We start from the raw sequence: 22406 nt of genomic DNA, 5'->3' as shown, positions 1-22406 counted from the left end.
CTTAACACCGTGTCGACTTTCTCGACACACCGTTGACTCACTCAACACCATGTTGATACCGTCGGTACCATGAATGAACACCTCGACGTTGTGATCGTCGGCGCCGGCATCTCCGGCATCAGCACCGCCTGGCATCTGCAGGACCGCTGCCCGACCAAGAGCTACGCCATCCTGGAACGCCGCGAGAACATCGGCGGCACCTGGGACCTGTTCAAATACCCGGGTATCCGCTCGGATTCCGACATGTTCACCCTGGGATTCCGGTTCAAGCCCTGGACCTCGGCCAAGGCGATCGCCGACGGCGCGTCCATCTGGAATTACATCAACGAGGCCGCCGCCGAGAACGGCATCGACAAGCACATCCGCACCGGACATCGCGTCACCTCGGTGGACTGGTCGGACGCCGACAATCGCTGGACCATCAACATCGAGCATGCCGGTGAGCGCAAGCAGATCACCGCGTCGTTCCTGTCGGTCTGCAGCGGCTACTACAACTACGACGAGGGCTACGCGCCCGAGTTCCCGGGCGCCGCGGAATTCGCGGGCCAGATCATCCACCCCCAGCACTGGCCCGAGGGGCTGGACTACACGGGGAAGAAGATCGTCGTCATCGGATCCGGCGCCACCGCGATCACACTGATCCCGTCGCTGGTCAACGAGGGCGCGGGCCACGTCACCATGCTGCAGCGCTCGCCGACCTACATCGGCTCTCTGCCGCTGGTGGATCCCGTTGCCGCACAGGCCAACAAGTACCTGCCGAAGAATATCGCCCACGCGGTCAACCGGTGGAAGGCAATCGCGATGGCCACCGGCCAGTACCAGCTGGCGCGCAAGTTCCCGAAGATGTTCAAGAAGGCGCTCAAGGACATGGCGACCCGGCGGTTGCCGGACGGCTTCGACTACGAGAAGCACTTCAGCCCGCGCTACAACCCGTGGGATGAGCGAGTCTGTCTGGCGCCCAACGGGGATTTCTTCAAGACCATCAAGGCCGGCAAGGCCGACGTCGTCACCGACACCATCGAGACCTTCACCGAAACCGGTATCAAGCTGACCTCCGGTGAGGAGTTGCAGGCCGATATCATCATCACCGCAACGGGTTTGAACATGCAGTTGTTCGGCGGTGCCACGGCGACCCGCAACGGCGAGCTGATCGACCTGACCAAGTCGATGACCTACAAGGGCCTGATGCTGTCCGGCGTGCCCAACATGGCCATCACCTTCGGCTACACCAACGCCTCATGGACACTGAAGGCCGACCTGGTCTCCGAGTTCATCTGCCGGGTGTTGAACTACATGGACGCCAACGGTTTCGACCGGGTCGAACCGCAGCACCCGGGCGACTCGATCGACGAAGAGCCGTTCATGGACTTCACGCCCGGGTACTTCCGCCGCGCCATGGATACCCTGCCGAAGTCGGGCTCGGAGGCACCCTGGAAGTTGAAGCAGAACTACTTCTTCGATCTGCGCCTCATCCGGCACGGCAAGGTCGACGAGGAGTCCCTGCACTTCACCAAGCACCGGGCGGCCGTATCGGCCTAGCGTCACCCGCCTGCAGCGACGACGACGATCCCGTCCTCGTCGCTGTAGGCGACCTCACCGGGGACGAACGTGACACCCCCGAAGGAAACCGCGATATCGCGTTCTCCCGCACCCGTTTTGGTGCCCTTGCGCGGATTGGTGCCGAGTGCCTTGATGCCCACGTCGATGGTCCGCAGCGCGGCCGCATCGCGGACCACGCCGTGCACGATCACCCCGGCCCAGCCGTTCTCGGCGGCCAGGCCGGCGATGATGTCACCGACCAGCGCGGTGTGCAGCGAACCACCACCGTCGACCACCAGCACCCCGCCGTCACCCGGCGTGGACAGGATCGACTTGAGCAGGGCGTTGTCCTCGAAACAGCGCACCGTGGTGATCCGGCCCGCGAAGGACGTGACACCCCCGTAGTTGCGCAACTGCAGATCGCAGCTGCGGACGTCGGGGTAGATCTCGTCGACAAGGTCAGCGGTCGCGCGCGGTTCGATGCTCACGCCATGATGCTAGCGAGCACCACATCATGCACGAACTGCGCCAGACCCGGTTCGACATCGTCGTAGTAGGCCGTGAACCGAGGATCAGCCAGGTACATCTCGACCAGTCCGCGGTGCATCTCGCTGCCGCAGTCGTAGAAGCGCTCGATACTCGCGCGGTGCCGGGCGGCCAGTGCGTCGGCCTCCGGTGCGCCGGGGCGCACGCCGGCCCGCTTGGCGGCCGCCAGGTCACGCAGGAGCGCGTCCCCTTCGGCCTTCAGGTCGATCCAGTCCTGTTTCGTCAGCTGGGCGACCCGCTGCCGGGACTGCTTCCATTCATCGGTGTCGCCCCAGCGCTGCTCGGCTTCGACCGCATACTCCTCGCCGAATGCCGTGGTCCCGAAGATCTCGACCTGTTCCTCGGCGGTCAGCTGAATGCCGCTGCGATGCGCGTCCATGAGTTCCTCCACTGCCTTGATCGTGCGCTGCAGACCTTCGGCCCGCTCGAGAAGCAGGGCGTGCTGGCGCTGCAGCCGGGTCAGCCCGTCGACCTCTGGGTCGTCGAGCAGGACGCGGATCTCATCCAGCGGTAGCCCCGCCGCGCGATACACCAGCACCAGGTGCAAGCGCTCGACATCGGCATCGGTGTAGCCGCGGTAACCCACCGGGGTCCGCACGCCCGGCACCACCAGGCCGATGTGGTCGTAGTGGTGCAGGGTGCGTACGGAAAGCCCGGTCAGGGCGGCGACGCTGCCGACGGTTCTCACGTCCATGGACCCACTATCGGCCCTGACGTCGCGTGAGGGTCAAGCCCCGCCGCGGGGAACCTCAGTCCTCGTCGGAACTACGGCGGGCCAGCAGTACCACGACAACGGCGAGCAGGCCGACGGCGATCGCGGCCACCAGCGGCAGCCGGGACTGTTCCGGCCCGAGGGCAGGCACCGCGGACGGTGTCGGTACGGCGGCGGCCACTGCGGATTTCGCTTGTGCAGCAACTTCTTTGGCGGCTTCCCTGGTGATCGCCGTCGGCTCGGCCTGCTGCGCAGCGACTGGCGCCGGCTCGACAGGTGTGGCCTTGGCAGGCGGCGCCTTCTTCGCGGCGGGTGCTTTCTTGGCCGGTGCGGCCTTCTTCACCGGCGCCTTCTTGGCGGGGACGGCCTTCTTCGCGGCGGGTGCCTTTTTGGCCGGCACCTTCTTTGCAGGAGCCTTGGCGGCCGGAGGCGCAGCAGGTGGGTCAGCCGGGACCTGCTCAGCGGGGGCCTTCTGTTCGGGAAGGTCCTGCTCGTCGCCCATGGTGCTGCTCCTTTGCAGTGTCGTCCAGCGCAGTGCAACCCATCATGCCAGTCCGGCTATCGGCATCACCCCGTGACCGCCAGGGCGGCGGCCAACGTCAATGCCACCACCATCAAGGCGAGCTCGGTATCGGCGCGTCGGGTCGAGCGCTCGGCGCTGGCCCGGTGGCCACGTGCCGACGGTAACCACCGGGACCTGTTCTGCCAGGCCAGCGCCATCAACACTGCGGTCACGACGACCTTCGCCAGCAACAGCCGGCCGTATCCGGTGCCGACCAGCTCGGCCAGGGTCCCGATCACCACCGCGGCGCTGAACACCCCGCCCGCCAACAGCACCAGCACCGACCACAACGACAATGCCGAGAAACGAGGCAGCACCCGAGCCCACTGGCCGCGGTGGTCCACCACCAGCACTATCGCCGCGAGTACACCGCACCACAGTGCCGCCGCCAGGGCATGCAGCGTGACTGCCAGTCCGCCGAGTGTGCTCTCGGACAGATGCCCGGCCAGGGTGCGCGCGGCGGTACCGAGTGCGGCGACGCCGGCGATCACCAGGGACCCGCCGGGGTTGCGTACCGCGATGGTCACGACGACCACCAGCAGTGCCGCCACCACGCAGATCAGATCGGCCCGGCCGGCCGTCGTCGACACGGCGAACTCGAATGCGGTCCGGACACCGAGGTCGCGCACCGTGACTGCGGCGGTATCGGCCGCGGTCCGCACCAGCCGGATCAGTTCGGCCGCCAGCCACACCCAGGCTGCCACCGCCAGCACGGCGGTGCTGCGCCGGGCGAGTTCGGTGCGGTAGCGCGCGGAGTCGAGCCACGGCACCACCGCGAGGCCGAGCACCAGCACGGCGGCACCGTCGGCGAGCAGCCGGGTGAGCGTCGCAATGAGAGCATCGTCGGGGCGGGCGAGCATCCAGGCCAGCGCGATGCTGAGGGCGACGACGAGTGCGCCCAGGCACGCCCGCCGGGTGCGCATCACGTGCGGCGTCGGCTCCACCACACGCCGGCACCGATGAGCACCACCGCCGCGATCACGAACGGCCACACCGGAAGGCCGTCATCAGTCGCTGCTGCCGGCGCGGCGGCGGGTGCGGGAGCAGGCGCGACCGACGGACCGAGCGTACCCGCTTCGCCGGCGGTCAGCTCGAAAGCCCACGATCCGGTGATGACGTGGCCGTCCGCGGAGGTGACGCGGTAGTTGGCCGTATAGGTGCCCGCCGGACCGAGTGGGCGCACGTCGACCTCTGCCACCGGGCCGCTCACCCGGACGTCACCGGTAGACCACAGATTGCCGTCCGGGCCGACGACGGTCATCGCCGCGAACGCGGTCTGCAGGTCTTCGCTGAAGGTGGCGCTGACCTTCGTGGGGGCCGCCGCCAGTGCCGTGCCGGGCGCCGGATCCGAGGAGATCAGTGTGGCGTGCGCCGCGGCGGGACCGGCCCCGGCCAATGTCAGCCCCGTCAGGAGCAGAGCCAACAGGGGTGCCAGGATCCGTGCGTACATCGACATCACACCAGGCCGAGCCGCGCCATCACGTCGGCGTCGATACCGTCGAGCTGTTCGCCGATGGCCGCGTGAGCGGCCTTGCGGCGTGCCGTGGGCATGTTCTCCGCGGCGGTGACGGCAGCGGACAGGTCGGTCAACCGGTCGTTGATGGCGGCCACGAACTGCTTGGTCTCGGCGTCCTTGGGGTTCTTCTCGACGACCCGTCGGATGGCCTGTTCGGCCCCGTTGATCCGGGCCGACAGGATCGCTCCGTGCCCGGAGAACTGACCGATCTGGGCCAGCGGGACACCGAGCTGATCGGCGCGGCGCTGGTCGAGCAGGCCGCGGATCGCGATCGCACCGCGGTAGGCCAGCGGCACCAGGACCGGCGCCAGCAGTCGGGACACGGTGAGGGTCCGGCGAATCTTCATCGGGGACAGCAGTTTGCCCTCGCGGACCGCCTTGAGTTGGGTCTCAGCAACCTTGAGTGCGGCACGGTCGCTATCCCGTTGGGCCTTGAGCTGTGCCTTGACTGCCTGGGTCTGCGCCTTGCGATCGGCCTTGATACGCCGCGCGTCGTTGCGCGCCCCGAGCTTGGCCTCCAGTTTGGCCTTGGTTTTGGTCGCGCGCCTGATGGCCCGAGCCTCGGCGCGCCGGGCCGACCGGCTCTTGCGTTGCGTGAACAGGCCCATCGGCATTGCCTCCCGGTCATCTCGTCCGCGTCGCCCCGATGACGGTGCCACGATGCGGCCAACCCTATCGTTCTGCCGGCCATACCACTCTCGGCGGCCTTGCGCCGAACCGGATTACTTTCAGCAGCAAACACATCCACCGGTGTATGCGACAATTGCCGAAACGATTGCCTGTGCGCCGTGAGACGCCATGAGGGGTGGTGACGACGTGGGTTCGCGCATGCGAGTCGCCGCGGCTGCCTGCCTGGTGTCATCGGGCCTGTTCGTGGGTGGTGCGTCCGGAGCCGTGGCGTTAGCCGAGCCCGACAGCAGCGGGGACGCAGGGGGTGCCGGGTCCGCGGGTCAGGGCTCAGACGAGACTGCTGGTCAGTCCCGTCGCAGTGCACCGCGCGGCGTCGATACGGTGACCCGGGCCGGACCGGGTTCGCCGGGCCCGCGTTCGGCGCATTCACCAGCGGGAACCGCGGAACTTCCGACGCGCTCGGCCGATGCCGCCGAGAGCGACTCCAGCAAACTCCCCGAGGCCGCAGGCGAAGCCGGCGAAGCCCCGCCCGGCGTTGCTCCCGGCGAACACGACGACATCGTGCCGACCGCTGATGCCGTCGACAAGGGCGAGGACGAAGAAGACGAAGAAGACGACGAGTGCGGTTGGGGCTGGTGGCCACTGCCGCCCGACAACGACTCGTCGGCGCCGAACGGCGGCGACGGTTACGGTGGCGGCGCGCCGTCGACGGCTCAGTCGCCGGCCGGCCGCCCGGGTGCTCCCCCCGGGCTTGAGATACCGCCGCCGCGCGAACTGCTCCCGGAATCCCCGGTGCTGCCGGTGGTCCCCGACCCCCAGGAACCCCTGCCAGGACTTGTCGCGCCGGCGGCCATGCCGGTGCTGTCGATGCCCGTCATCGTGCTGCCGCCGCCGGTGCCCGGTCTGGGTGGCGGAGGCGGCGCGGGACCGAGAGCTCAGGCACCCGGGAGTTCTGTGAGGCCGCCCGCCCCGTCACGGGTCACGCCGGCCGAGCGCCCCGCCGCACCACGCAATGACACCGTGGTGCCTGCGTCCTATCGCGCGGGGTACGGCGAATACCTCCGGACGGCCGGAATGCCTCAGGTCATCGCCGTCGCGGTCCCGGGAGCAACCGGCATCATGCTGCTCACCGGCGTAGGTGGGTTGATCGGCTATCGGCAGGCGCGTGCGGGCCTGGCGATCCGGGCCAACGGTTCAGCAAGGTTCTCGAGTTGACCGGATTCGGACATCCGCCAGGCAGCGGAGCACCATAGTGGACCTGAGGGAAAGGAGAAGGCCATGCCGGCAAGTCGACGCGTGACGCGCGCGGTCAGTTCCGTGCTCGACCTTGCGCCACGCCGTGGCGAGGTGTCGTTGCCGCGTCTGGTCGAAGCGGTCGCCGAGGATCAGGGCCGTCCGATCCGGATCAAGATGGCCGATCTGCCCCCGGGTGTCTGTGGACAGTGGCGCCAGTACGCCGATCATGATGTCTTTCTGATCCAGAAGGGGCTGCCCGCCTGGGACCGCACGCTGGCACACGAGCTGGGCCATCTCGTGCTCGGTCATGCAGGCACCCCCGTGGTGGAGGCCGCGCGGGAGACCATGGAGCTGGCCGGGTCCGACCTCATCGGGTACATGCTCAACCAGCGGACCGGGTGTATGGGCCCCGCGGGTGAAGAGGCCGAGCAGGAGGCCGAGGACTTCGCCGCGCTGCTCATCTATCGTCTTGGCCGGCTACCGTCCGATCGCTCGTCGATCGTGCAGGTGCGGCTCGGGGAGGCGTTTGGTTGATCGTCTGGGTGATCGCCGGTCTCCTCGGGCTGGCGACCGGCTTGCGAATCGGGTGGGCGCTGGTCAACAAGCAATCCCTGGTGAGCACAGCGATGATCCTCGCGCTGGGCAGTCTCGGTATCGTCGCAGCGCTCAACTGGCAGCCGTTGACCCTGCTGATCGACACCGCCCTGCGGTGGCCGAACGTCGCGGTCGCGCTCAGTCAGGTTGCGTTGATCGGCTGCGCGGCGGGCAGCTGCGTGATGATCACGACGGTGGCGTCGGAGCGTAAACCGACCGCCATCCGCCGCATCGCCATCGGCCAATACATCGTTGCGGCCGCCATCGCGGTCGCCACCCTGGTGGCGTTCTTCCGGGCCCCGCAGATGCCGGAGATGGCGCCCGAGGAGTACATGCGGCGAAACCTGGCGCCGGGCGGCTCGTCGTCGTGGCTGCTGCCACTGCTCTACGTGCTGCTCGCGCTGACTCTCGTCGCGTGGGCGGGGGTGCGTCATTCCAACCGGACCCGGCGGGGCCGTGCCCTTTTCGTCTTCAGCATCGGCATGGTTCTCATGGTCTTGTCGAGTGCCTTCTTTCTGCTCCGCGCGGTGGGCAACACCGACGTCCTCGGTGTGGGTGCGGCCGCGACGCTGCTGGGTTGCGCGATGCTGGTGGTGGCCGGCGGATCGTTGTTGCCCAGCGTGGAGGATTGGTTCGGTGCGCGCCGGGAGCTGCGCACGATCCAGCCGCTGCTGGCGGAGCTCAACACCCGGCACCCGGACGTGGGTATCGGCGTGCGGCCCCGCGGACCGCTGCTGTTCCGGGTCGCCGAGCAGATGTCACTGATTTCGGACTCGCTGTACCTGGAAGCCATTGCGGCCGAGGGCGCGCGGCTTCGCACGGTGGACGCCACCGCGGGCCAGCGCGATATCGAGCAGTCCCTGAACATCGCCGATATCGCGGATCTCGATTCGCCGCCGGTGCCCGCCGATGAACAAGCCCGCGGTATCGCGGAGTGGATTTTCGCTGGCCGCGGTGTGGGCCGTGAAGAAGCGCACGCGGCCTTTCCGGGGCTGAACTGGCTGCGCCAGCCGACGACCTATTCGGACCGGGAGTGGATACTCGCCATCGCCGAGCAATTTCGCGAACTGGAGATCGGCACGCCGTCACGTGCCTGAAAGCACAAACGGTGTCGCCACGCTTGCGCGTGACGACACCGTTGTGTGGCGGTGATCCCGAACGGGATCAGCCGTCGAGGTTTTCCCGGCGACGCAGTTCGTCGACCTTGAGGGCAAGATCCTGCTGGGATTCGGGGGACAGGCCGACGGTACGGGCGGCGATGCGGCGCACGCCCTCATCACGCATGCTGGCCAGCCAGGTCAGTTCCTTGTCCAGCTTCTCGTAGTACTCGTCGTCGGTGAAGTACGCCGGCTTGATCCGGAAGAAGTTGGCCAGGGCCGCCATGGTCGTCACGGACGGGTTGGTGCGGTTGCCGGAGCGCAGCTGCGAAAGGTAGGGAGCGGACATCGTGACACCCTCTGCCTTGAGTGCGCCGATCACCTCAGCCGATGTGTGCGGCCCGCGCCCAGGAGGGTAAACCGTATCGAAGAGGCGGTTCAGTCGGGCGGCGAACGTCTTGCTCATCTAACTTTCCTCCACATGGCCTACGAGCTGTCTGCAATAGGTTTGTATTTGCTGATCATCGTAGCGAGTGATCTCGCCACAACCAAGTGCAAACCACTGAAAAGTAACACTACCCTGCTCAAAGGGGCGCTGCAGGGTGCTGTAGCAGCACGTCAACCTCGCACCCACGCTGCGACGTTGTCATCTGGCGAACCAAAAACTAACGGTCGCGCTGTTTTGCGGAGATTCCTTGATCTTGATCTGTTGTCACAGTAACCCCATGGCTGACCGGCAGGGGTCGGGCGTCGCACAGCAAATCTGCACTTGACCTTTGCTGTCAGTACCGGCGAAGTGGGTGACGGGTAGACATCGGCGGGCCCTGGCATGACGGCACAATTGCTGAGCTCGGCATCTGCCGGACGCGGCATCGTGGCCGAACCGTGGCCGAAATGTTATGAAGAGGTTTGCTGAGCGCACGCTCGACGGAGCGTGGGCAGAGGTGGCCCCGCGAAAAGAGCCGAGGGCTACGCGGCCAGCAGCATGGCCAGGATCGCGGTGTCGGGATGGCTGATCGGGTCGACGCCCACCCGGCTCACCATCGAGGTGATGGTGCCATCGGCCTCGGCCTCGACCCAGGCGGCGCGGTGCTCCAGGCCCAGATGGGGGATGCCGGGCAACAACACGCACCCCGACGCCGCACCGGCGCATTCGGGCAGCGACGGTGTGGTCTCCGAGGGCGGATGCAGCATCAGCAGTGCCGCGGGCTGATGGTCGGCGAAGAAACCCGGCGGCACCGCGGATTCCCCGACGACCGGGCCCTCGGCCAGCACCAGGCCGACCGTGCCGGGCTCCGGTTTCTCGGGAAGTTCCTCGCGGACACCGAAAATCGTTGTGGTGGAGAGCAGCCCGGGCAGTGACGCCACCCGGACCGCGACGATGAGCAGTTGTGCCCACTCCTTGGTGGAATCCGGCCAACGGCCCGACACCACGAATCCCTTGAGGGTGCCCCGTGAATGGAACGGTGCGATCTCCACCGCTCTACCTGCTCCGGTGTCCATGTGGCCTCCCGACAGTGCTTGCTGGTAACCGCCTCCGACACTGCTGTGGGTCGCTGTGCACAGGATGCGGTAGGCCGGCACTAGCACGCAAGAGGACACGAGTGCCAGAAACATTGGATGTCCGAAAAGCAAAGAGCCCCGCGTGCCGAAGCGCGCGGGGCTCTTGACGTGAGAGGAGGTGAACTCAGCCGAAGATGAGTCCGCCGGTGTTCGCGGTGGCCTTGGCGTAGCGGTCCTGGACGTCGGCCCAGTTGACGACGTTCCAGAAGGCCTTGACGTAGTCGGCCTTGACGTTTTTGTACTGCAGGTAGAAGGCGTGCTCCCACATGTCGACCTGCAGCAGCGGGATGATGCCCAGGGGCACGTTGGCCTGCTGGTCGTAGAGCTGGAAGGTCAGCAGGCGCTGGCCCAGGCTGTCGTAGCCCAGCACGGCCCAGCCCGATCCCTGCAGGCCGTTGGCCGCGGCGGTGAACTGGGCGCGGAACTTGTCGAAGGATCCGAATTGGTCGTCGATGGCGGCGGCCAGTTCGCCTTCGGGCTTGTCGCCGCCGTTGGGGGACAGGTTCTTCCACCAGATGCTGTGGTTGACGTGTCCGCCGAGGTGGAAGGCGAGGTTCTTCTCGTTGAGGAAGATCGCCGACTGGTCGTCGCCGGCGCGGGCCTCTTCGAGCTTGGCCAGGGCGTCGTTGAGGCCCTTGACGTAGGTGGCGTGGTGCTTGCTGTGGTGGATCTCGTTGATCTGCCCGGAAATGTGGGGCTCCAGCGCGCCATAGTCGTAATCGAGTTCTGGCAGTGTGTATTCAGCCACTGGGTTCCTTCCTAATCATGGATCGCGAGGGAGTTCGGCGTCGCGTATATCGACAACAAGCTCGACCTCAACCTTGGTCCATACCCGCGTGCACCGCAAGGACCGGGGTTCCCGTCAGGGACCCACCGAAACCTGGGTGGCGGTCAGAGCAAGACGATGGCTGCCAGGACGCCCAGCAGCACGAGCGCGATCACCGTCGCGCGAATGAGGGCAACGACCTGGTTATTGGTGTACTGGCGCGAGGCGTGCCAATCAGACGACGTCCCCGAACCCGGACCAAGCGGGTGTGCTGCCATCACAAGCTCCTGACCTGCACGATCAAATCATCCCCCAGTGAGATCTGTCACACGGTTCGTTGTGACGCCGATCATAGACCCTGTTTCGCCCGCAGAAAAATCGGGCCCGGGCGGGGACCGCGATCGAATCCGGCCGATCCGAATGTCCGCCGCAGCGATCCCCGAGTCTGATCATTTTGCTCAGGCTGCCTTTGGAGCTGTTGATCATGCCCGGCCGTGCACCCTTGGTTATCCACAGGCACTGGACAGAAGTCCAGGGAAACCGGCCGAGTGGGGGTGCCGCAGCCTGTGGATGAACCTGTGGAAACTGTGGATAGCGTCGAAATTGCTGTCGCGGTCCGACACCTTGCGCCACGCGGGAATCTGGTGCGTCCGGATGCCTTGCGTGCCAGCATGGACGGCATGTCCGACGATGTGACGCAGATCGAGGTCGGTGCGTTGCCACTGACCTTCGACGACTCGGTGGTACTGCTCGACGTGCGGGAGCCCGATGAATGGCAGCGCGGCCACGTGGCCGGCGCCCAGCACATTCCGCTGGCAGATGTCCCCGCCCGCATCGACGAGATCGACCGGGACGCCACCCTCTACGTGATCTGCCACGCCGGCGGGCGCTCCCAGCGGGTCGCGCAGTACCTGGCCCGCAACGGCTTCGAACCGATCAACGTGACGGGCGGCATGTTGTCCTGGGCGCAGGCCGGGCGACCGGTGCGTGCCGACGACGGCAGCGCCGGCACCGTCTGAGCGCGTCGTAGGCTGGTCCGGTGATCCAGGTCTGTGCCCAATGCGGGACGCGGTGGAATGTGCGCGACCGCCAGCGGGTCTGGTGCCCGCGCTGCCGCGGCACGTTGCTGGCCCCGGGAACGCAGGGCACCACGGCGCCGCCTGTCGCCGCGCGGCCCGCCGCGGGTCAACCGGGCCGCGCGCCCGCCGGGTACCGCTGGATCGCGGTGCGCCCCGGTGCGCCACCGGCTCAGCGCCGCAAGCGTGTGCCGCTGGGGCCCACCCCGCGGTACTCCCAGATTCCGCGCTGGGGTCTGTATGAACGCTTTGACGACGCCGCAGCGGACGGCCAGGTCACTTCCGGGCGCAGCGGCCCGTCATCGGCCCTGGTGCGCCGCACCGTCGTCGTCACCATGGCGCTGCTGGGTGCGGCGGCGGCGCTGCACGTGATCCGGTACGGCCTGCTGTTGATCAACCGGACCGTCCTGCTGGATCCGATCGTCGCGGCACTGGCGACCTGGCTGCCGGTGTTGGCGAGTGTGGCGGCGTTCTTCGCGGTGGTGGCCACCACCCTGGTGCTGACCAACTGGCTGATCGCCCGTCGGGCGGCCGCCTACGCACATGTGGGCAGCCCGGACCCCCGCACCCCGCGGGAGCTGTGGGCCGGCTGCCTGATCCCGTTGGTGAACCTCGTGCTCGCGCCGGTCTTCGTGATCGAACTCGCCCGCGCCGAGCAGCGCACCGGGTTGCGCATCATCAGCTGGTGGATCACCTGGTTCGTCAGCTACGCGCTGTCGACGGCATCCGTCGTCACCACGGTGCTGACGATCTTCTACGACGGTGCCCAGCGCATTGCCGACAACACCGTGATCACCACCATCGCCTACCTGATCGCGCTGGCGGCGTTGCTGTTGGCGCTTCAGGTGTACCAGGGCTTCGAACGACAGCCGGTCGATCGGCCCTCGCGGCGCTGGGTGATGGTCGCGGGAGGGCAACCGCCTGCCGGGCAGGAGCGTGCCGCCGACGAATCCGTCGTTCCGGTTGAGTCCGAGGACCGGAACCCGGCAGCATAGCGATATGACCGCGGGGGACGCTGATACTGCCGGAACGGCCACGACGGGTCACCCGTTCGTCGTGGCACACCGGGGCGCCTCCGCCGACCGGCCCGAACACACCGTCGCTGCCTACGAACTCGCCCTGCAGGAGGGGGCCGACGGCGTCGAGTGCGACGTCCGGCTGACCCGTGACGGTCACCTCGTCTGCGTGCACGATCGCCGGGTCGACCGGACATCGGATGGATCGGGGCTGGTCTCGGAGATGACGCTCGCCGAGCTGCGTGAGCTGGATTTCGGTTCCTGGCATGCCGGTGGGCGGGACAGCGATGCCGGCGGCGACACCGGGCTGTTGACCCTCGATACCCTGCTCACGCTGGTGCTGGACACGAAACGACCGGTGAAGATCTTCATCGAGACCAAGCATCCGGTGCGGTACGGAGCGCTGGTGGAGAGCAAGGTGCTGGCGTTGCTGCACCGCTACGGGATCGCCGCCCCGGCATCGGCGGACCTGGCCAGGGCGGTGGTGATGTCTTTCTCGGCGGCCGCGGTCTGGCGGATCCGGCGCGCCGCGCCGATGCTGCCGACGGTGCTGCTCGGTGAGACCTCGCGCTACTTGGGAGGTGGCGCCGCCACCACGGTCGGTGCGACCGCAGTGGGCCCGTCCATCGCCACGCTGCGTGAGCATCCCGAACTCGTCGATCGCGCGGCCGCCCAGGGGCGGGCCCTGTACTGCTGGACCGTCGACCATTACGAGGATGTCCGGTACTGCCGGGATGTCGGGGTGGCGTGGGTCGCCACGAATCATCCCGGCCGCACCAAGGACTGGCTGGAGAACGGGCTCACCGGAGCAGGTCGGGACTGACCTTTCCGGGCGAGCGCAGCGACGGGAACCTCAGAGGTTGCCGCCTGCGGCCTTCGGTGCGCTCGGGTCGGCGCCGGCCACCGCAAGCTCACGGGCGACGAAGTCCTCGAGGTGGAACAGATTGGCCCCGGCCCGCTCCGAGATGCGTACCAAGGTGGTGATGGTCGCGACCTCTTCGACCTGCTCCTTGAGGAACCACTGCATGAATTGCTCGCCCAGGTAGTCGCCCTCTTCACGGGCCACACTGGCCAGTCGGGTGACCTGTTCGGTGACCGCGCGCTCCTGATCGAGGGACAGCCGCAGGGCCTGCGCCGGGGTGTCGAACTGGTTCTGCACCGCGTCGATGCCGGGGATCTCGACGTCGATGTCGCGGTCGAGCAGGTACTGCACCAACATCATGGCGTGATTGCGCTCCTCGACGGCCTGCGCGTAGAAGTGCTTGGCCAGCTGCGGCAGGTCCGCGCCGTCGAAGTAGACGGCGATGGCGACGTACTGCTGCGACGCGGTGAACTCGCTGCGAATTTGCTCGCGGAGCAGGGTGTCGAATTTGGTCTCGTGGGTGGTGACATCACTCATGTCGACCACAATAGGCCAGGTCAGACGGCGTGTCATCCAAGGTCACCCTTAATCAGGTTAGCCATTCCTTACCGCTGTGATGGCCGTTACAACGCGCCGAAATAGTTTGCTGGCTGGCCATTGAAAGGCTGCTGAGCCGTCACGGCTGATCGGTGTTCACCACGTCGGCCGGGACCGGTGCATCCTGGGCCAGCGCGCCGAACAGCCGGCCGGCGGCCTCGCTGTCCCAGATGACGATCGATCCGACATCGCTGGTGGTGTATTCCGCGATCGGGACGGTCGTGGTGGTCGGGTTGTCCTGCAGCGCCCAGGCGAGCCGGGCCAGGTCCCAGACATGCCCGCCCGTATCGAGCGTGACCGCGCCGGTGGTGGCCGTGGCCATGGGATACCAGCGCAACGGATTGAGCAGCACCGACGGGCTGATCGCACGCGTGAGCAGGGCGGACATGAAGGCCCGCTGATTGGTCATCCGGTCCAGGTCGGCGCGGGCCGTGGCCCGTGAGCGGACGAAGCCGAGGGCGTTGCGGCCGTCCAGTTCCTGGCAGCCGGCGGGCAGATCGATACCGGCGAGCGGGTCGCTGATCGGCTCGCCGGGGCACATCGTCACCCCGCCGACCGCGTCGACGAGCTCGGCGAAACCGCCGAACCCGATCTCGGCGTAGTGATCGAGCCGGATCCCGGTGGCCTGTTCGACGGTCTGCGCCAGCAACGGGGCACCGCCGAAGGCGTAGGCCGCGTTGATCTTGTCCTCGCCGTAGCCCGGGATCGGGACGTAGGAGTCGCGCGGCAGCGACACCAGCGTCGGCGCGGTACCGGAGAACAGCCCGCCGATGTGCAGCAGCAGCAGGGTGTCGGTGCGGCCGTTGCCGGTGTCGCCGCCGGTGGCCAACGTGCCCTGCTCGTCGACCGACAGGCCCTGCCTGCTGTCGGAGCCCACCAGCAGCCAGGTGGTGCCGCGGCCCGCCGGCGGCCGTTCGGGGTAGTCGGCGAGCACGGGTGCACGCTGCAGTGTCGAGTCGAGCCAGAATGCTCCGGCGACTCCGGCGCAGAGCAGCACCATCATCGCGGCGAGCAGCAGTGCGAACAACCGGCGCAGGCGCCGCGGTCTCTTGGTCGACACCCGCGGCGGGGGAGGAGCCGGGGCTGGGGAGACCGGGCGTCGCGGCGGCGGCAGCGGAGGCTGCCGGGGTGGGGGCCGCCGCTGAACGGGCGGCCGCGCGGCGGGCGGTGCCGGTGGTGTGGGCGGGTTGGGCGGCCAGGCCGGGGGCGGGCGGTGGCGCGGATCGCGGCGGATCTGCGGTGACGGTTCCCGCCGGGGAGCCCCGGGATGATGCGGCGGGTTCTCGTTCACATCTGCGAATGTACTGCTCGGCGGGTGGTTCCTAGCTCAACCAGTCCAGCTCGCCGGCGGCCAGCGAATAGCCGACAAAGGCGACCGCGTCGATCAGGCCGTGCGCGACGATCAGCGGCCAGAGCTTGCCGGTGCGCATCCACACGTAGCCGAAAACCAGGCCCATCACGATATTGCCGAGCCCGGCGCTGTAGCCCTGGTAGAGGTGGTAGCCGCCGCGCAGCAGCGCCGAGATCAGCAGTGCGGCGCCCGCGCTGATGTGCAGTTGCCGCAACCGGGTGATCAGGAAGGCGACGACAATGATTTCCTCGGCCCAGCCGTTGGCGAACGCGATCATGAGCAGCAGCGGTATCCGCCACCAGGTGTCGTTGAGTTCGGCCGGTTCCACCTCGGCACTGAGTCCCAGGACGCGCGCCGCCACGTACAGCGCGAGACCCGGAATGCCGATCAGCGCGGCCAGCCCGAGCCCGCCGGTCAGGTCGGGGTGCAGCCTGAAACGGCCGAGGCCGATCTCGGCGGGTCCGGTCCCGGTGCGCCACAACAGGTAGAGGCCGAGGGCGCCCCAGGCGAGCAGTTGGACGACAGAGGCCACGTTGAGGCCGAGGTCGATCAGGTCGAACGGGGAGCGGCGCTGGTTGAGCGCCACGGTCTGACCGCTCAGCCCGAGCAGCACCGCCTCGATGAGGTTGAGCAGCGCCACGTAGGCGCTCAGGCCGAAGGTGACCGCCAGCACGACGGCGATCTCGATCCGCAGCGTGCGGGGGGACGGCAGCGGCCCCGGGGGTGCAGTCACCGCCGCCAGGCTAATGGCGGGTCAGATGCGCCGCGCGCGCAACCCGTTGAGAAACGGGCAGCCCATCAGGACCCGGATGGCCTGGCTGAGGCCGGTGACGTCGTCGACCGGTTTGGCGAAGGGTAGTCGGACGTCGTGGTCGCCGGACTCGTCCTCTACCCGCAGTTGCACGCCGTAGCGGTCCAGGCCGAGCGGTCGGACCCGGCCACCGCGCAGGGTCTGGGGTAGCCGGGTGGCCAGCCGCTCCACCACTTCGCGGTGCGCGGACTCCAGGTGACGCAACCAGCACGACTCCAGCTCGCAGAACGGATCGGGCCGGGCGGCCAGCAGCGCACCCAGACCGACGGACTCGGCGCCGGTGGAATCGGCGACCACCACGGATTCGATCTCCAGGCGAGCCAGCGCGTATGGGGTGTCCCCTCGGGATGCCTGGGCGCTGCCGGTATTCACCTGTAGCAGCGCCGGATTGGGGTTCTCGGCGGCGACCAGGTCGAGCATCCCGGGCACTTCGCCGTCGGGTACCAGGAACATCCGGCCCTGGATCCACACCAGCGAGCGCACCGGTTCGCGCAACGGCAGCGGCGCGTAGTCGGTCATCTCCAGCACGGCCTGGATGCCCGCCGAGCCGGCCGAGACCACCATGCCTGCCAGCAGTCCGTCGGCGGGCACGGTGATGGCGAACGAGCCGTCATCGAGCAGATGGTGGACTGGCGTGGCGGCTGGCTCGAGGCCCTCCACCGCCAGCATCGCGCCGCCGGCGCGGGCGCACGCGCTGCGGATCCGCTCGGCTGTCGTCGGTGCCGTCACAGACATCTGATCACCTTCCAGTTAGTGAGGTAAGCCTTACTTAACTACAGATCCGGCTGGATGCGCAAGGTTTCCCCGCGTGCCGGAGGGCCGGGCGCCGAGCCATTAGGGTTGAGGGCGTGCCACGTATCGCCTACCTCGGGCCCGAGGGAACCTTCACCGAGGCGGCATTGCTGCAGATGGTGGCGGGCGGAATGGTGCCCCCGGACAACGCGTCCGCCGAGGTCGTCCCGCTGCCCTACGACAGTGCGGGCGGCGCCCTGGAAGCGATCCGGACCGGCGACACCGACTACGCGTGCGTGCCCATCGAGAATTCGATCGACGGCTCGGTCATCCCCACCCTCGACGGCCTGGCCGACGGTTCCGCACTGCAGATCTACGCCGAGCACACCCTCGATGTGGCATTCACCATCGTGACCCGGGCCGGGGTGGCTGCCGCCGATATCGAGACGGTGGCCGCGTTCCCGGTCGCCGCCGCTCAGGTCCGCAAGTGGCTGGCCGCCGAACTCCCGAACGCCCGCATCGTGCCGGCCTACTCCAATGCCGCCGCCGCCCAGGACGTCGCGGGCGGTGGCGCCGATGCCGGGGTCAGCACCGCGCTGGCCGCGCAGCGCTACCGACTGGCGGTGCTGGCCGCCGATATCGTCGACGAGGCCAGCGCGCGCACCCGCTTCGTGCTGGTCGGCCCGCCGGGGCCGCCGCCGGCGCGTACCGGTGCCGATCGCACCTCGGTGGTGCTGCGCCTGGACAATGTTCCCGGTGCACTGGTGTCGGCCATGACCGAACTGTCGATTCGGGGCATCGATCTGACCCGCATCGAATCCCGGCCCACCCGAACAGAATTGGGCACCTACAAGTTTTTTCTGGACTGTGTCGGCCATATCGCCGACGAGGCCGTCGGCGAGGCGCTCAAGGCGCTGCACCGGCGCTGCGCCGACGTGCGGTACCTGGGTTCGTGGCCGACCGGCGCCGCGGCCGGGGCACCGCCGCCGGGTGTCGACGAGGCGGCAGGCTGGTTGCAGGCAACACGGACAGGAGGATCGGCATGACGGGGCGGCTGGTGCTGGTTCGGCACGGACAGTCCTACGGCAACGTCGAGCGGCGTCTCGACACATTGCCCCCGGGTGCCGCGCTGACCGACCTCGGCCATCAGCAGGCGCGCACCTTCGCCCGCGATTGGACCAACCCGATCGCGATGGTGGCGCACTCGGTGGCCACCAGAGCACGTGAGACCGCGGCCGGGATCGCCGGGCATCTCGACATGGCGGCCCACGAATACGACGGCATCCACGAGGTGCAGGTCGGCGATCTGGAGAACCGCAACGACGATGCCGCGATCGATGCCTTCGAGGCGGTGTACCGCAGCTGGCATCGCGGCGATCTCGACGCCGCGGCTCCCGGCGGCGAGACCGGGCAGCAGGTCCTGGACCGGATGGTGCCGGTGCTGACGGAACTACGTCTGCGCCATCTCGACGACCGGCGCCGGCACGGGGACATCGTGGTGGTCAGCCACGGCGCCGCGATCCGCCTGGTGGCATCCGTACTGGCGGGGGTGGACAGCGCCTTCGCCCTGGACCATCACCTGAACAACACCGACCCCGTGGTGCTCAGCCCGATCACCGATGGCCGGTGGAGTTGCGTGCGGTGGGGTGCGCTGACCCCACCGTTCTATCCCGACGCCGAAGAGAAGGAAACGCCCGACACCGCGGGCCCCATGGGCTGATCCAGCGCGCACCCACACCCCACGGCATGGCAGTCGATGGAGTAGTCGTGGACGGCCTCGGGTGTGCTGCAATCGGCTTCGGTGCACTCCGGACGTTGTCCGATGTGCACGATGACGGTGCCGTGGCAGTGGTCGTGCTCGATATCGGCACCGCATTCCCGACATGTCGCGCTCATGGAGTCGATTCTGGCACCGCGCACCGACAGGTTCCGGTTCCGACCCGGCTTAATCGATGTGCTGTCGCCCTGGGCTCCATCCCCCCTCGCTTCGCTCGCCCCGGGTTGATCCCCCGTCGCTTCGCTCGCCCCGGTTACGCCCAGCCCAGTTCGTGCAGGCGCTCGTCATCGATGCCGAAGTGGTGGGCGAGCTCATGCACCACCGTGATGGCCACCTCGTCGACCACCTCGTCCTCGGTCTCACACATGTCCAGCAGCGCGTCCCGGTAGATGGTGATGGCATCGGGCAGCGCACCGGCATAGGTCGAGTCGCGCTCGGTCAGCGCGATGCCCTCGTAGAGCCCGAGCAGGTCGGGCTCGTCGGGATGGCTCGCCTCGACCAGGAAGACCACGTTGTTGGCCGCCGCGGCGAGTTCGGACGGGATCAGATCGAGCGCATCGGAGACCAGTTCCTCGAACCGCTGCGGGCTCATCGAGACCGGCACGCCGTTACGGGAGCGGCGGCGGAACGGGCTCGACCGGTGCGGGCCCGGGCGGCGGAGCGGGCGGTGGGGCCCCGGGCGCGGGCGGCGGGGCGCCCGGCGGCAGGCCTTCCATCGGGGGACCGGCTGCGGGCGGCGGCGGCGGGAGCGGCGGACCGTTGAGGAAGGTATTGCCCCCGGTCGGGGTCTCGGTCGCCGGTGCCTGCTCGGTGGTCTGGCTGGTTTGTCCGGGCAGGTGCTCGTTGGAATCGGTCTGCTGGCTGCTGCTACTGCTTCCGCTACCGCTTCCGCTTCCGCTGCCGTAGGACTCGTCATAGGTGATCTGCGACGAGGTGTCGATCGGCGGCAACGGGATGGCCGGGATGTTCAGGCGCTCGTCCGGGATGTCCGGCGGCGGGACCGGGGGACGGCCGTTGATCATCAGCGGGCCCTTGGCGCTGTTGAGCAGTGTCGACCAGCCGCCGTTGCCGAGGGTGGCGCCGATGCTGCAGGACACCTGATGGCTGCCCGCGGACCAGCTCGGCAACGCGATGGTGCTGTACACCAGCGTCAACGTGGTGATGCGAAGTTCCAGCGGCGCGAGATAGGCGTCGGTGACCCGCGAACAGTTGTCCTTGACGAAAGTGTCCTGGTCGGCCTCCGGCGGCAGACCTTCGGGGAACTTCTCGGCGAGGTTGACCGCGCCGGTCACCTCCAGCGAGTGCGGCCCCGCGCAGTCCACCGGGATGTCGGTGGGCTGGTTGGTGGCAGGGTCGATGCCCAGGCAGGTACCCGCCGGCCAGACCTTGGACTGATCGATATCGGCGACCTTGCCCTGGAACGCCTGCTGCTGGTTGTTGGCGCCGGGCAACTGCAGACCGCACAGCATCCGTCGTTCACCGGCCTGGCGCCAGGTCTTCTCGCCCGACCAGAGCAGGCTGACGCTGAAGCGCCCGTTGGGGTCGTACCGGTCACCGAGGTAACGCTGCACCGCGCTCTGGCACTGCTCCTGGCTGATCTGCTGGATGCGGGCCGGTGACGGGGGTGCGGCGTCCGGGCCGTACTCGGTGCCCGGGAAAGTCCGCATGTCGATGGATTCGGCGACCTCGAAACGGTGCTCGGTGGTGCAGTCCACGATCTGTGCGGCATCGGGTGTGCGTTCCGGCCAGTTCAGGCAGTCGCCGCCCTTGGCATTGTCGAAGGTGCTGTTCGTGCGCACTCCCAGTGCGCCGGTACCGGAGTTCAGCCCGGCCAGCCGGCCGCCGGCGGCGGAATCGGGCAGCACCGTGATGACGCCGGCGATCATCAGTCCGCCCAGTGCCGTGAGGAGCAGGGCCCGGCGGGTCGGGCTGAGCGGGCTGCTCAGGGACAGCGCCGTGCGCCATCGGGGCACCGGCTTCTGCGAGGCCTGGGCCTCCTGCAGAAACGGTTCCTGGCTATCGGGTGCGTCCAACATCGCCTCCCATTGTGACAGGCGTGTCACGATGTGTGACAAGTGATGCGCTTGTAATGTTATGTGGTTGTGGCCCGCGGGCCGTGACCGGGCGGCGCGCAAGTAGGGTTACCGCCGTGATCGACCTCAAGCTGCTACGCGAAGAGCCCGATCGGGTACGCGCCTCACAACGCGCCCGCGGCGAGGATCCGGCCCGGGTGGACGCCCTGCTGGCCGCCGATACCGCGCGCCGGTCGGCCATCTCCACCGCCGACACCCTGCGCGCCGATCAGAAGGCCGCCAGCAAGTTGGTCGGTAAGGCTTCCCCGACGAGCGCCCGGCGCTGCTGGCCCGCGCCAAGGAACTCGCCGACGAGGTCAAGGCGGCCGAGGCGCAACAGGCCGACGCGGAGTCCGCGTTCATCGCGGCGCACATGGCGGTCTCCAACGTCATCGTCGACGGCGTGCCTGCCGGCGGCGAGGACGACTTCGCGCTGCTGGACACCGTGGGTGAACCGCCGGCGATCGAGAATCCGCGCGACCACCTGGAACTCGGTGAGGCCCTCGGCCTGATGGATATGGAACGCGGCGCCAAGGTGTCGGGATCGCGGTTCTACTTCCTGACCGGCCAGGGCGCACTGCTGCAGCTGGGCCTGTTGCAACTGGCCGTCCGGTTGGCCACGGCCAACGGTTTCACGCTGATGATCCCGCCGGTGCTGGTGCGGCCGGAAGTGATGGCGGGCACCGGATTCCTGGGCGCCCACGCCGACGAGATCTACCGGCTGGAGGCCGACGATCTTTACCTGGTCGGCACCTCGGAGGTTCCGCTGGCCGGTTATCACAGCGATGAGATCCTCGACCTGAGCGCGGGACCATTGCGCTACGCGGGTTGGTCGTCGTGCTTCCGCCGCGAGGCAGGCAGCTACGGCAAGGACACCCGCGGCATCATCCGGGTACACCAGTTCGACAAGGTCGAGGCCTTCGTCTACTGCAAACCCGAGGACGCCGAAGCCGAGCACCAGCGCCTGCTCGGCTGGCAGCGCGAGATGCTGGCGGCCATCGAGGTGCCCTACCGAGTGATCGACGTCGCCGCAGGCGATCTGGGCTCCTCGGCCGCACGCAAGTACGACTGCGAGGCATGGGTGCCGACCCAGGGCACCTACCGGGAGCTGACGTCGACGTCGAATTGTTCGACGTTCCAGGCGCGTCGGCTGTCCACCCGCTACCGCGACGAGAACGGCAAGCCGCAGACCGCGGCGACCCTGAACGGCACCCTGGCGACCACCCGTTGGCTGGTGGCCATCCTGGAGAACCATCAGCAGCCAGATGGCAGCGTGCGGGTGCCCGCCGCTCTGGTGCCCTACGTGGGCACCGCGGTGCTGGAGCCCAGCAGGTAACCGCAGCGCACACCG

At 68.1% G+C, this 22406-nt stretch carries 27 protein-coding genes and 1 pseudogene; 11 read left to right on the top strand and 17 right to left on the bottom strand.

Going from position 1 to position 22406, the window contains the following annotated elements:
• The first annotated feature begins 69 nt into the window (after positions 1-69).
• Positions 70-1539: an NAD(P)/FAD-dependent oxidoreductase gene (locus C6A86_RS27410; RefSeq protein ID WP_105362325.1), complete on the top strand. Its 1470-nt coding sequence runs from the start codon at positions 70-72 to the stop codon at positions 1537-1539.
• A gap of 2 nt (positions 1540-1541) precedes the next feature.
• Here the strand turns inward: C6A86_RS27410 and rraA are convergent, their stop codons facing one another.
• The 6 genes from rraA to C6A86_RS27380 form a co-directional block, all read right to left on the bottom strand.
• Positions 1542-2027: a ribonuclease E activity regulator RraA gene (gene rraA / locus C6A86_RS27405; RefSeq protein ID WP_105362324.1), complete on the bottom strand. Its 486-nt coding sequence runs from the start codon at positions 2025-2027 to the stop codon at positions 1542-1544.
• Positions 2024-2779: a MerR family transcriptional regulator gene (locus tag C6A86_RS27400; protein ID WP_105362323.1), complete on the bottom strand. Its 756-nt coding sequence runs from the start codon at positions 2777-2779 to the stop codon at positions 2024-2026. The genes rraA and C6A86_RS27400 overlap by 4 nt, the downstream gene beginning before the upstream one ends.
• A gap of 55 nt (positions 2780-2834) precedes the next feature.
• Entirely contained in the window at positions 2835-3299 is a 465-nt protein-coding gene (locus tag C6A86_RS27395) for a hypothetical protein (RefSeq protein ID WP_311100947.1), read from the bottom strand.
• A gap of 65 nt (positions 3300-3364) precedes the next feature.
• Positions 3365-4303: a CopD family protein gene (locus C6A86_RS27390; RefSeq protein ID WP_396835410.1), complete on the bottom strand. Its 939-nt coding sequence runs from the start codon at positions 4301-4303 to the stop codon at positions 3365-3367.
• Positions 4282-4815, bottom strand: a complete 534-nt coding sequence (locus C6A86_RS27385) for a copper resistance protein CopC (protein WP_311100946.1) — start codon at positions 4813-4815, stop codon at positions 4282-4284. Before C6A86_RS27385 ends, C6A86_RS27390 begins: the two co-directional genes overlap by 22 nt.
• Positions 4815-5483, bottom strand: a complete 669-nt coding sequence (locus tag C6A86_RS27380; RefSeq protein WP_105361630.1) for a DUF6474 family protein — start codon at positions 5481-5483, stop codon at positions 4815-4817. The genes C6A86_RS27385 and C6A86_RS27380 overlap by 1 nt, the downstream gene beginning before the upstream one ends.
• Before the next feature lie 403 nt (positions 5484-5886).
• Between C6A86_RS27380 and C6A86_RS27375 the strand changes: the two genes are divergently transcribed.
• From C6A86_RS27375 to C6A86_RS27365, 3 genes are all read left to right on the top strand, one after another.
• Positions 5887-6720, top strand: a complete 834-nt coding sequence (locus C6A86_RS27375; RefSeq protein WP_105361625.1) for a hypothetical protein — start codon at positions 5887-5889, stop codon at positions 6718-6720.
• Between the two features lie 63 nt (positions 6721-6783).
• Positions 6784-7275: an ImmA/IrrE family metallo-endopeptidase gene (locus tag C6A86_RS27370; protein ID WP_105361626.1), complete on the top strand. Its 492-nt coding sequence runs from the start codon at positions 6784-6786 to the stop codon at positions 7273-7275.
• A complete protein-coding gene (locus C6A86_RS27365) occupies positions 7272-8432 on the top strand; it encodes a hypothetical protein (RefSeq protein WP_105361627.1) in 1161 nt (386 codons plus the stop codon). The genes C6A86_RS27370 and C6A86_RS27365 overlap by 4 nt, the downstream gene beginning before the upstream one ends.
• Before the next feature lie 67 nt (positions 8433-8499).
• On the opposite strand, the gene C6A86_RS27360 is transcribed toward C6A86_RS27365, so the two are convergent.
• Positions 8500-8898, bottom strand: coding sequence for a helix-turn-helix transcriptional regulator (locus C6A86_RS27360; RefSeq protein WP_057171181.1), 399 nt, complete (start codon positions 8896-8898; stop codon positions 8500-8502).
• 15 nt (positions 8899-8913) lie between these two features.
• On the opposite strand from C6A86_RS27360, the gene C6A86_RS27355 reads away from it, so the two are divergent.
• Positions 8914-9153 (top strand): hypothetical protein, encoded by a 240-nt coding sequence (locus C6A86_RS27355; protein WP_233212847.1) that lies wholly within the window; start codon positions 8914-8916, stop codon positions 9151-9153.
• A 248-nt stretch (positions 9154-9401) separates the two neighbouring features.
• On the opposite strand, the gene C6A86_RS27350 is transcribed toward C6A86_RS27355, so the two are convergent.
• The 3 genes from C6A86_RS27350 to C6A86_RS27340 form a co-directional block, all read right to left on the bottom strand.
• Positions 9402-9935: a peptidase gene (locus tag C6A86_RS27350; protein ID WP_105361628.1), complete on the bottom strand. Its 534-nt coding sequence runs from the start codon at positions 9933-9935 to the stop codon at positions 9402-9404.
• A 184-nt stretch (positions 9936-10119) separates the two neighbouring features.
• Positions 10120-10743, bottom strand: coding sequence for a superoxide dismutase (locus C6A86_RS27345; RefSeq protein ID WP_168142823.1), 624 nt, complete (start codon positions 10741-10743; stop codon positions 10120-10122).
• 143 nt (positions 10744-10886) lie between these two features.
• The gene (locus C6A86_RS27340; RefSeq protein ID WP_199196042.1) at positions 10887-11039 is read right to left on the bottom strand and encodes a hypothetical protein; all 153 of its coding nucleotides are present in this window, start codon (positions 11037-11039) and stop codon (positions 10887-10889) included.
• A 393-nt stretch (positions 11040-11432) separates the two neighbouring features.
• Between C6A86_RS27340 and C6A86_RS27335 the strand changes: the two genes are divergently transcribed.
• Genes C6A86_RS27335 through C6A86_RS27325 form a run of 3 tightly spaced genes read left to right on the top strand, consistent with a single transcriptional unit; the run spans position 11433 to position 13676 of the window.
• Positions 11433-11780 (top strand): rhodanese-like domain-containing protein, encoded by a 348-nt coding sequence (locus tag C6A86_RS27335; protein WP_396834376.1) that lies wholly within the window; start codon positions 11433-11435, stop codon positions 11778-11780.
• 20 nt (positions 11781-11800) lie between these two features.
• A complete protein-coding gene (locus C6A86_RS27330; protein WP_105361524.1) occupies positions 11801-12832 on the top strand; it encodes a DUF4328 domain-containing protein in 1032 nt (343 codons plus the stop codon).
• Between the two features lie 4 nt (positions 12833-12836).
• The gene (locus tag C6A86_RS27325; RefSeq protein WP_105361525.1) at positions 12837-13676 is read left to right on the top strand and encodes a glycerophosphodiester phosphodiesterase; all 840 of its coding nucleotides are present in this window, start codon (positions 12837-12839) and stop codon (positions 13674-13676) included.
• A 30-nt stretch (positions 13677-13706) separates the two neighbouring features.
• Here C6A86_RS27325 and C6A86_RS27320 read toward each other — a convergent pair whose 3' ends face one another.
• The 4 genes from C6A86_RS27320 to C6A86_RS27305 all read right to left on the bottom strand — a co-directional run bounded on the left by C6A86_RS27320 (position 13707) and on the right by C6A86_RS27305 (position 17209).
• The gene (locus C6A86_RS27320; protein ID WP_142406848.1) at positions 13707-14252 is read right to left on the bottom strand and encodes a ferritin; all 546 of its coding nucleotides are present in this window, start codon (positions 14250-14252) and stop codon (positions 13707-13709) included.
• A 139-nt stretch (positions 14253-14391) separates the two neighbouring features.
• Positions 14392-15603 carry an LCP family protein gene (locus C6A86_RS27315; RefSeq protein ID WP_311100945.1) on the bottom strand — a complete coding sequence of 404 codons (1212 nt, stop codon included), beginning with the start codon at positions 15601-15603 and terminating at the stop codon, positions 14392-14394.
• Positions 15604-15634: 31 nt separating this feature from the next.
• Positions 15635-16396 (bottom strand): CPBP family intramembrane glutamic endopeptidase, encoded by a 762-nt coding sequence (locus C6A86_RS27310; RefSeq protein WP_105361491.1) that lies wholly within the window; start codon positions 16394-16396, stop codon positions 15635-15637.
• Between the two features lie 21 nt (positions 16397-16417).
• Complete coding sequence (locus C6A86_RS27305; RefSeq protein ID WP_105361492.1) at positions 16418-17209, bottom strand: DUF2470 domain-containing protein; 792 nt, start codon at positions 17207-17209, stop codon at positions 16418-16420.
• A gap of 113 nt (positions 17210-17322) precedes the next feature.
• Here C6A86_RS27305 and pheA point away from each other — a divergent pair, with 113 nt between their 5' ends.
• Together pheA and C6A86_RS27295 are read left to right on the top strand one after the other, a co-directional pair.
• Positions 17323-18252, top strand: coding sequence for a prephenate dehydratase (pheA, locus tag C6A86_RS27300; RefSeq protein WP_105361493.1), 930 nt, complete (start codon positions 17323-17325; stop codon positions 18250-18252).
• Positions 18249-18926: a histidine phosphatase family protein gene (locus C6A86_RS27295; RefSeq protein WP_105361494.1), complete on the top strand. Its 678-nt coding sequence runs from the start codon at positions 18249-18251 to the stop codon at positions 18924-18926. Before pheA ends, C6A86_RS27295 begins: the two co-directional genes overlap by 4 nt.
• On the opposite strand, the gene C6A86_RS27290 is transcribed toward C6A86_RS27295, so the two are convergent.
• From C6A86_RS27290 to C6A86_RS27280, 3 genes are all read right to left on the bottom strand, one after another.
• The gene (locus tag C6A86_RS27290; protein WP_105361495.1) at positions 18872-19102 is read right to left on the bottom strand and encodes a hypothetical protein; all 231 of its coding nucleotides are present in this window, start codon (positions 19100-19102) and stop codon (positions 18872-18874) included. The two genes, C6A86_RS27295 and C6A86_RS27290, sit on opposite strands and share 55 nt — an antisense overlap.
• Positions 19103-19236: 134 nt before the next feature.
• On the bottom strand, positions 19237-19587 hold the full coding sequence (locus C6A86_RS27285) for a metallopeptidase family protein (RefSeq protein WP_199196034.1): 351 nt from the start codon (positions 19585-19587) through the stop codon (positions 19237-19239).
• A 4-nt stretch (positions 19588-19591) separates the two neighbouring features.
• A complete protein-coding gene (locus C6A86_RS27280; protein ID WP_311100944.1) occupies positions 19592-21019 on the bottom strand; it encodes a septum formation family protein in 1428 nt (475 codons plus the stop codon).
• Between the two features lie 113 nt (positions 21020-21132).
• Here C6A86_RS27280 and serS point away from each other — a divergent pair.
• A pseudogene (serS, locus tag C6A86_RS27275) lies at positions 21133-22391 on the top strand (serine--tRNA ligase).
• Positions 22392-22406 lie beyond the last annotated feature (15 nt).

Origin of the sequence: Mycobacterium sp. ITM-2016-00316, assembly GCF_002968335.2 — a bacterium.
Taxonomy (GTDB): Bacteria; Actinomycetota; Actinomycetes; order Mycobacteriales; family Mycobacteriaceae; genus Mycobacterium.
Note: the sequence above shows the minus strand (reverse complement) of the source record. Positions and strands in the feature narration are given on the sequence as shown.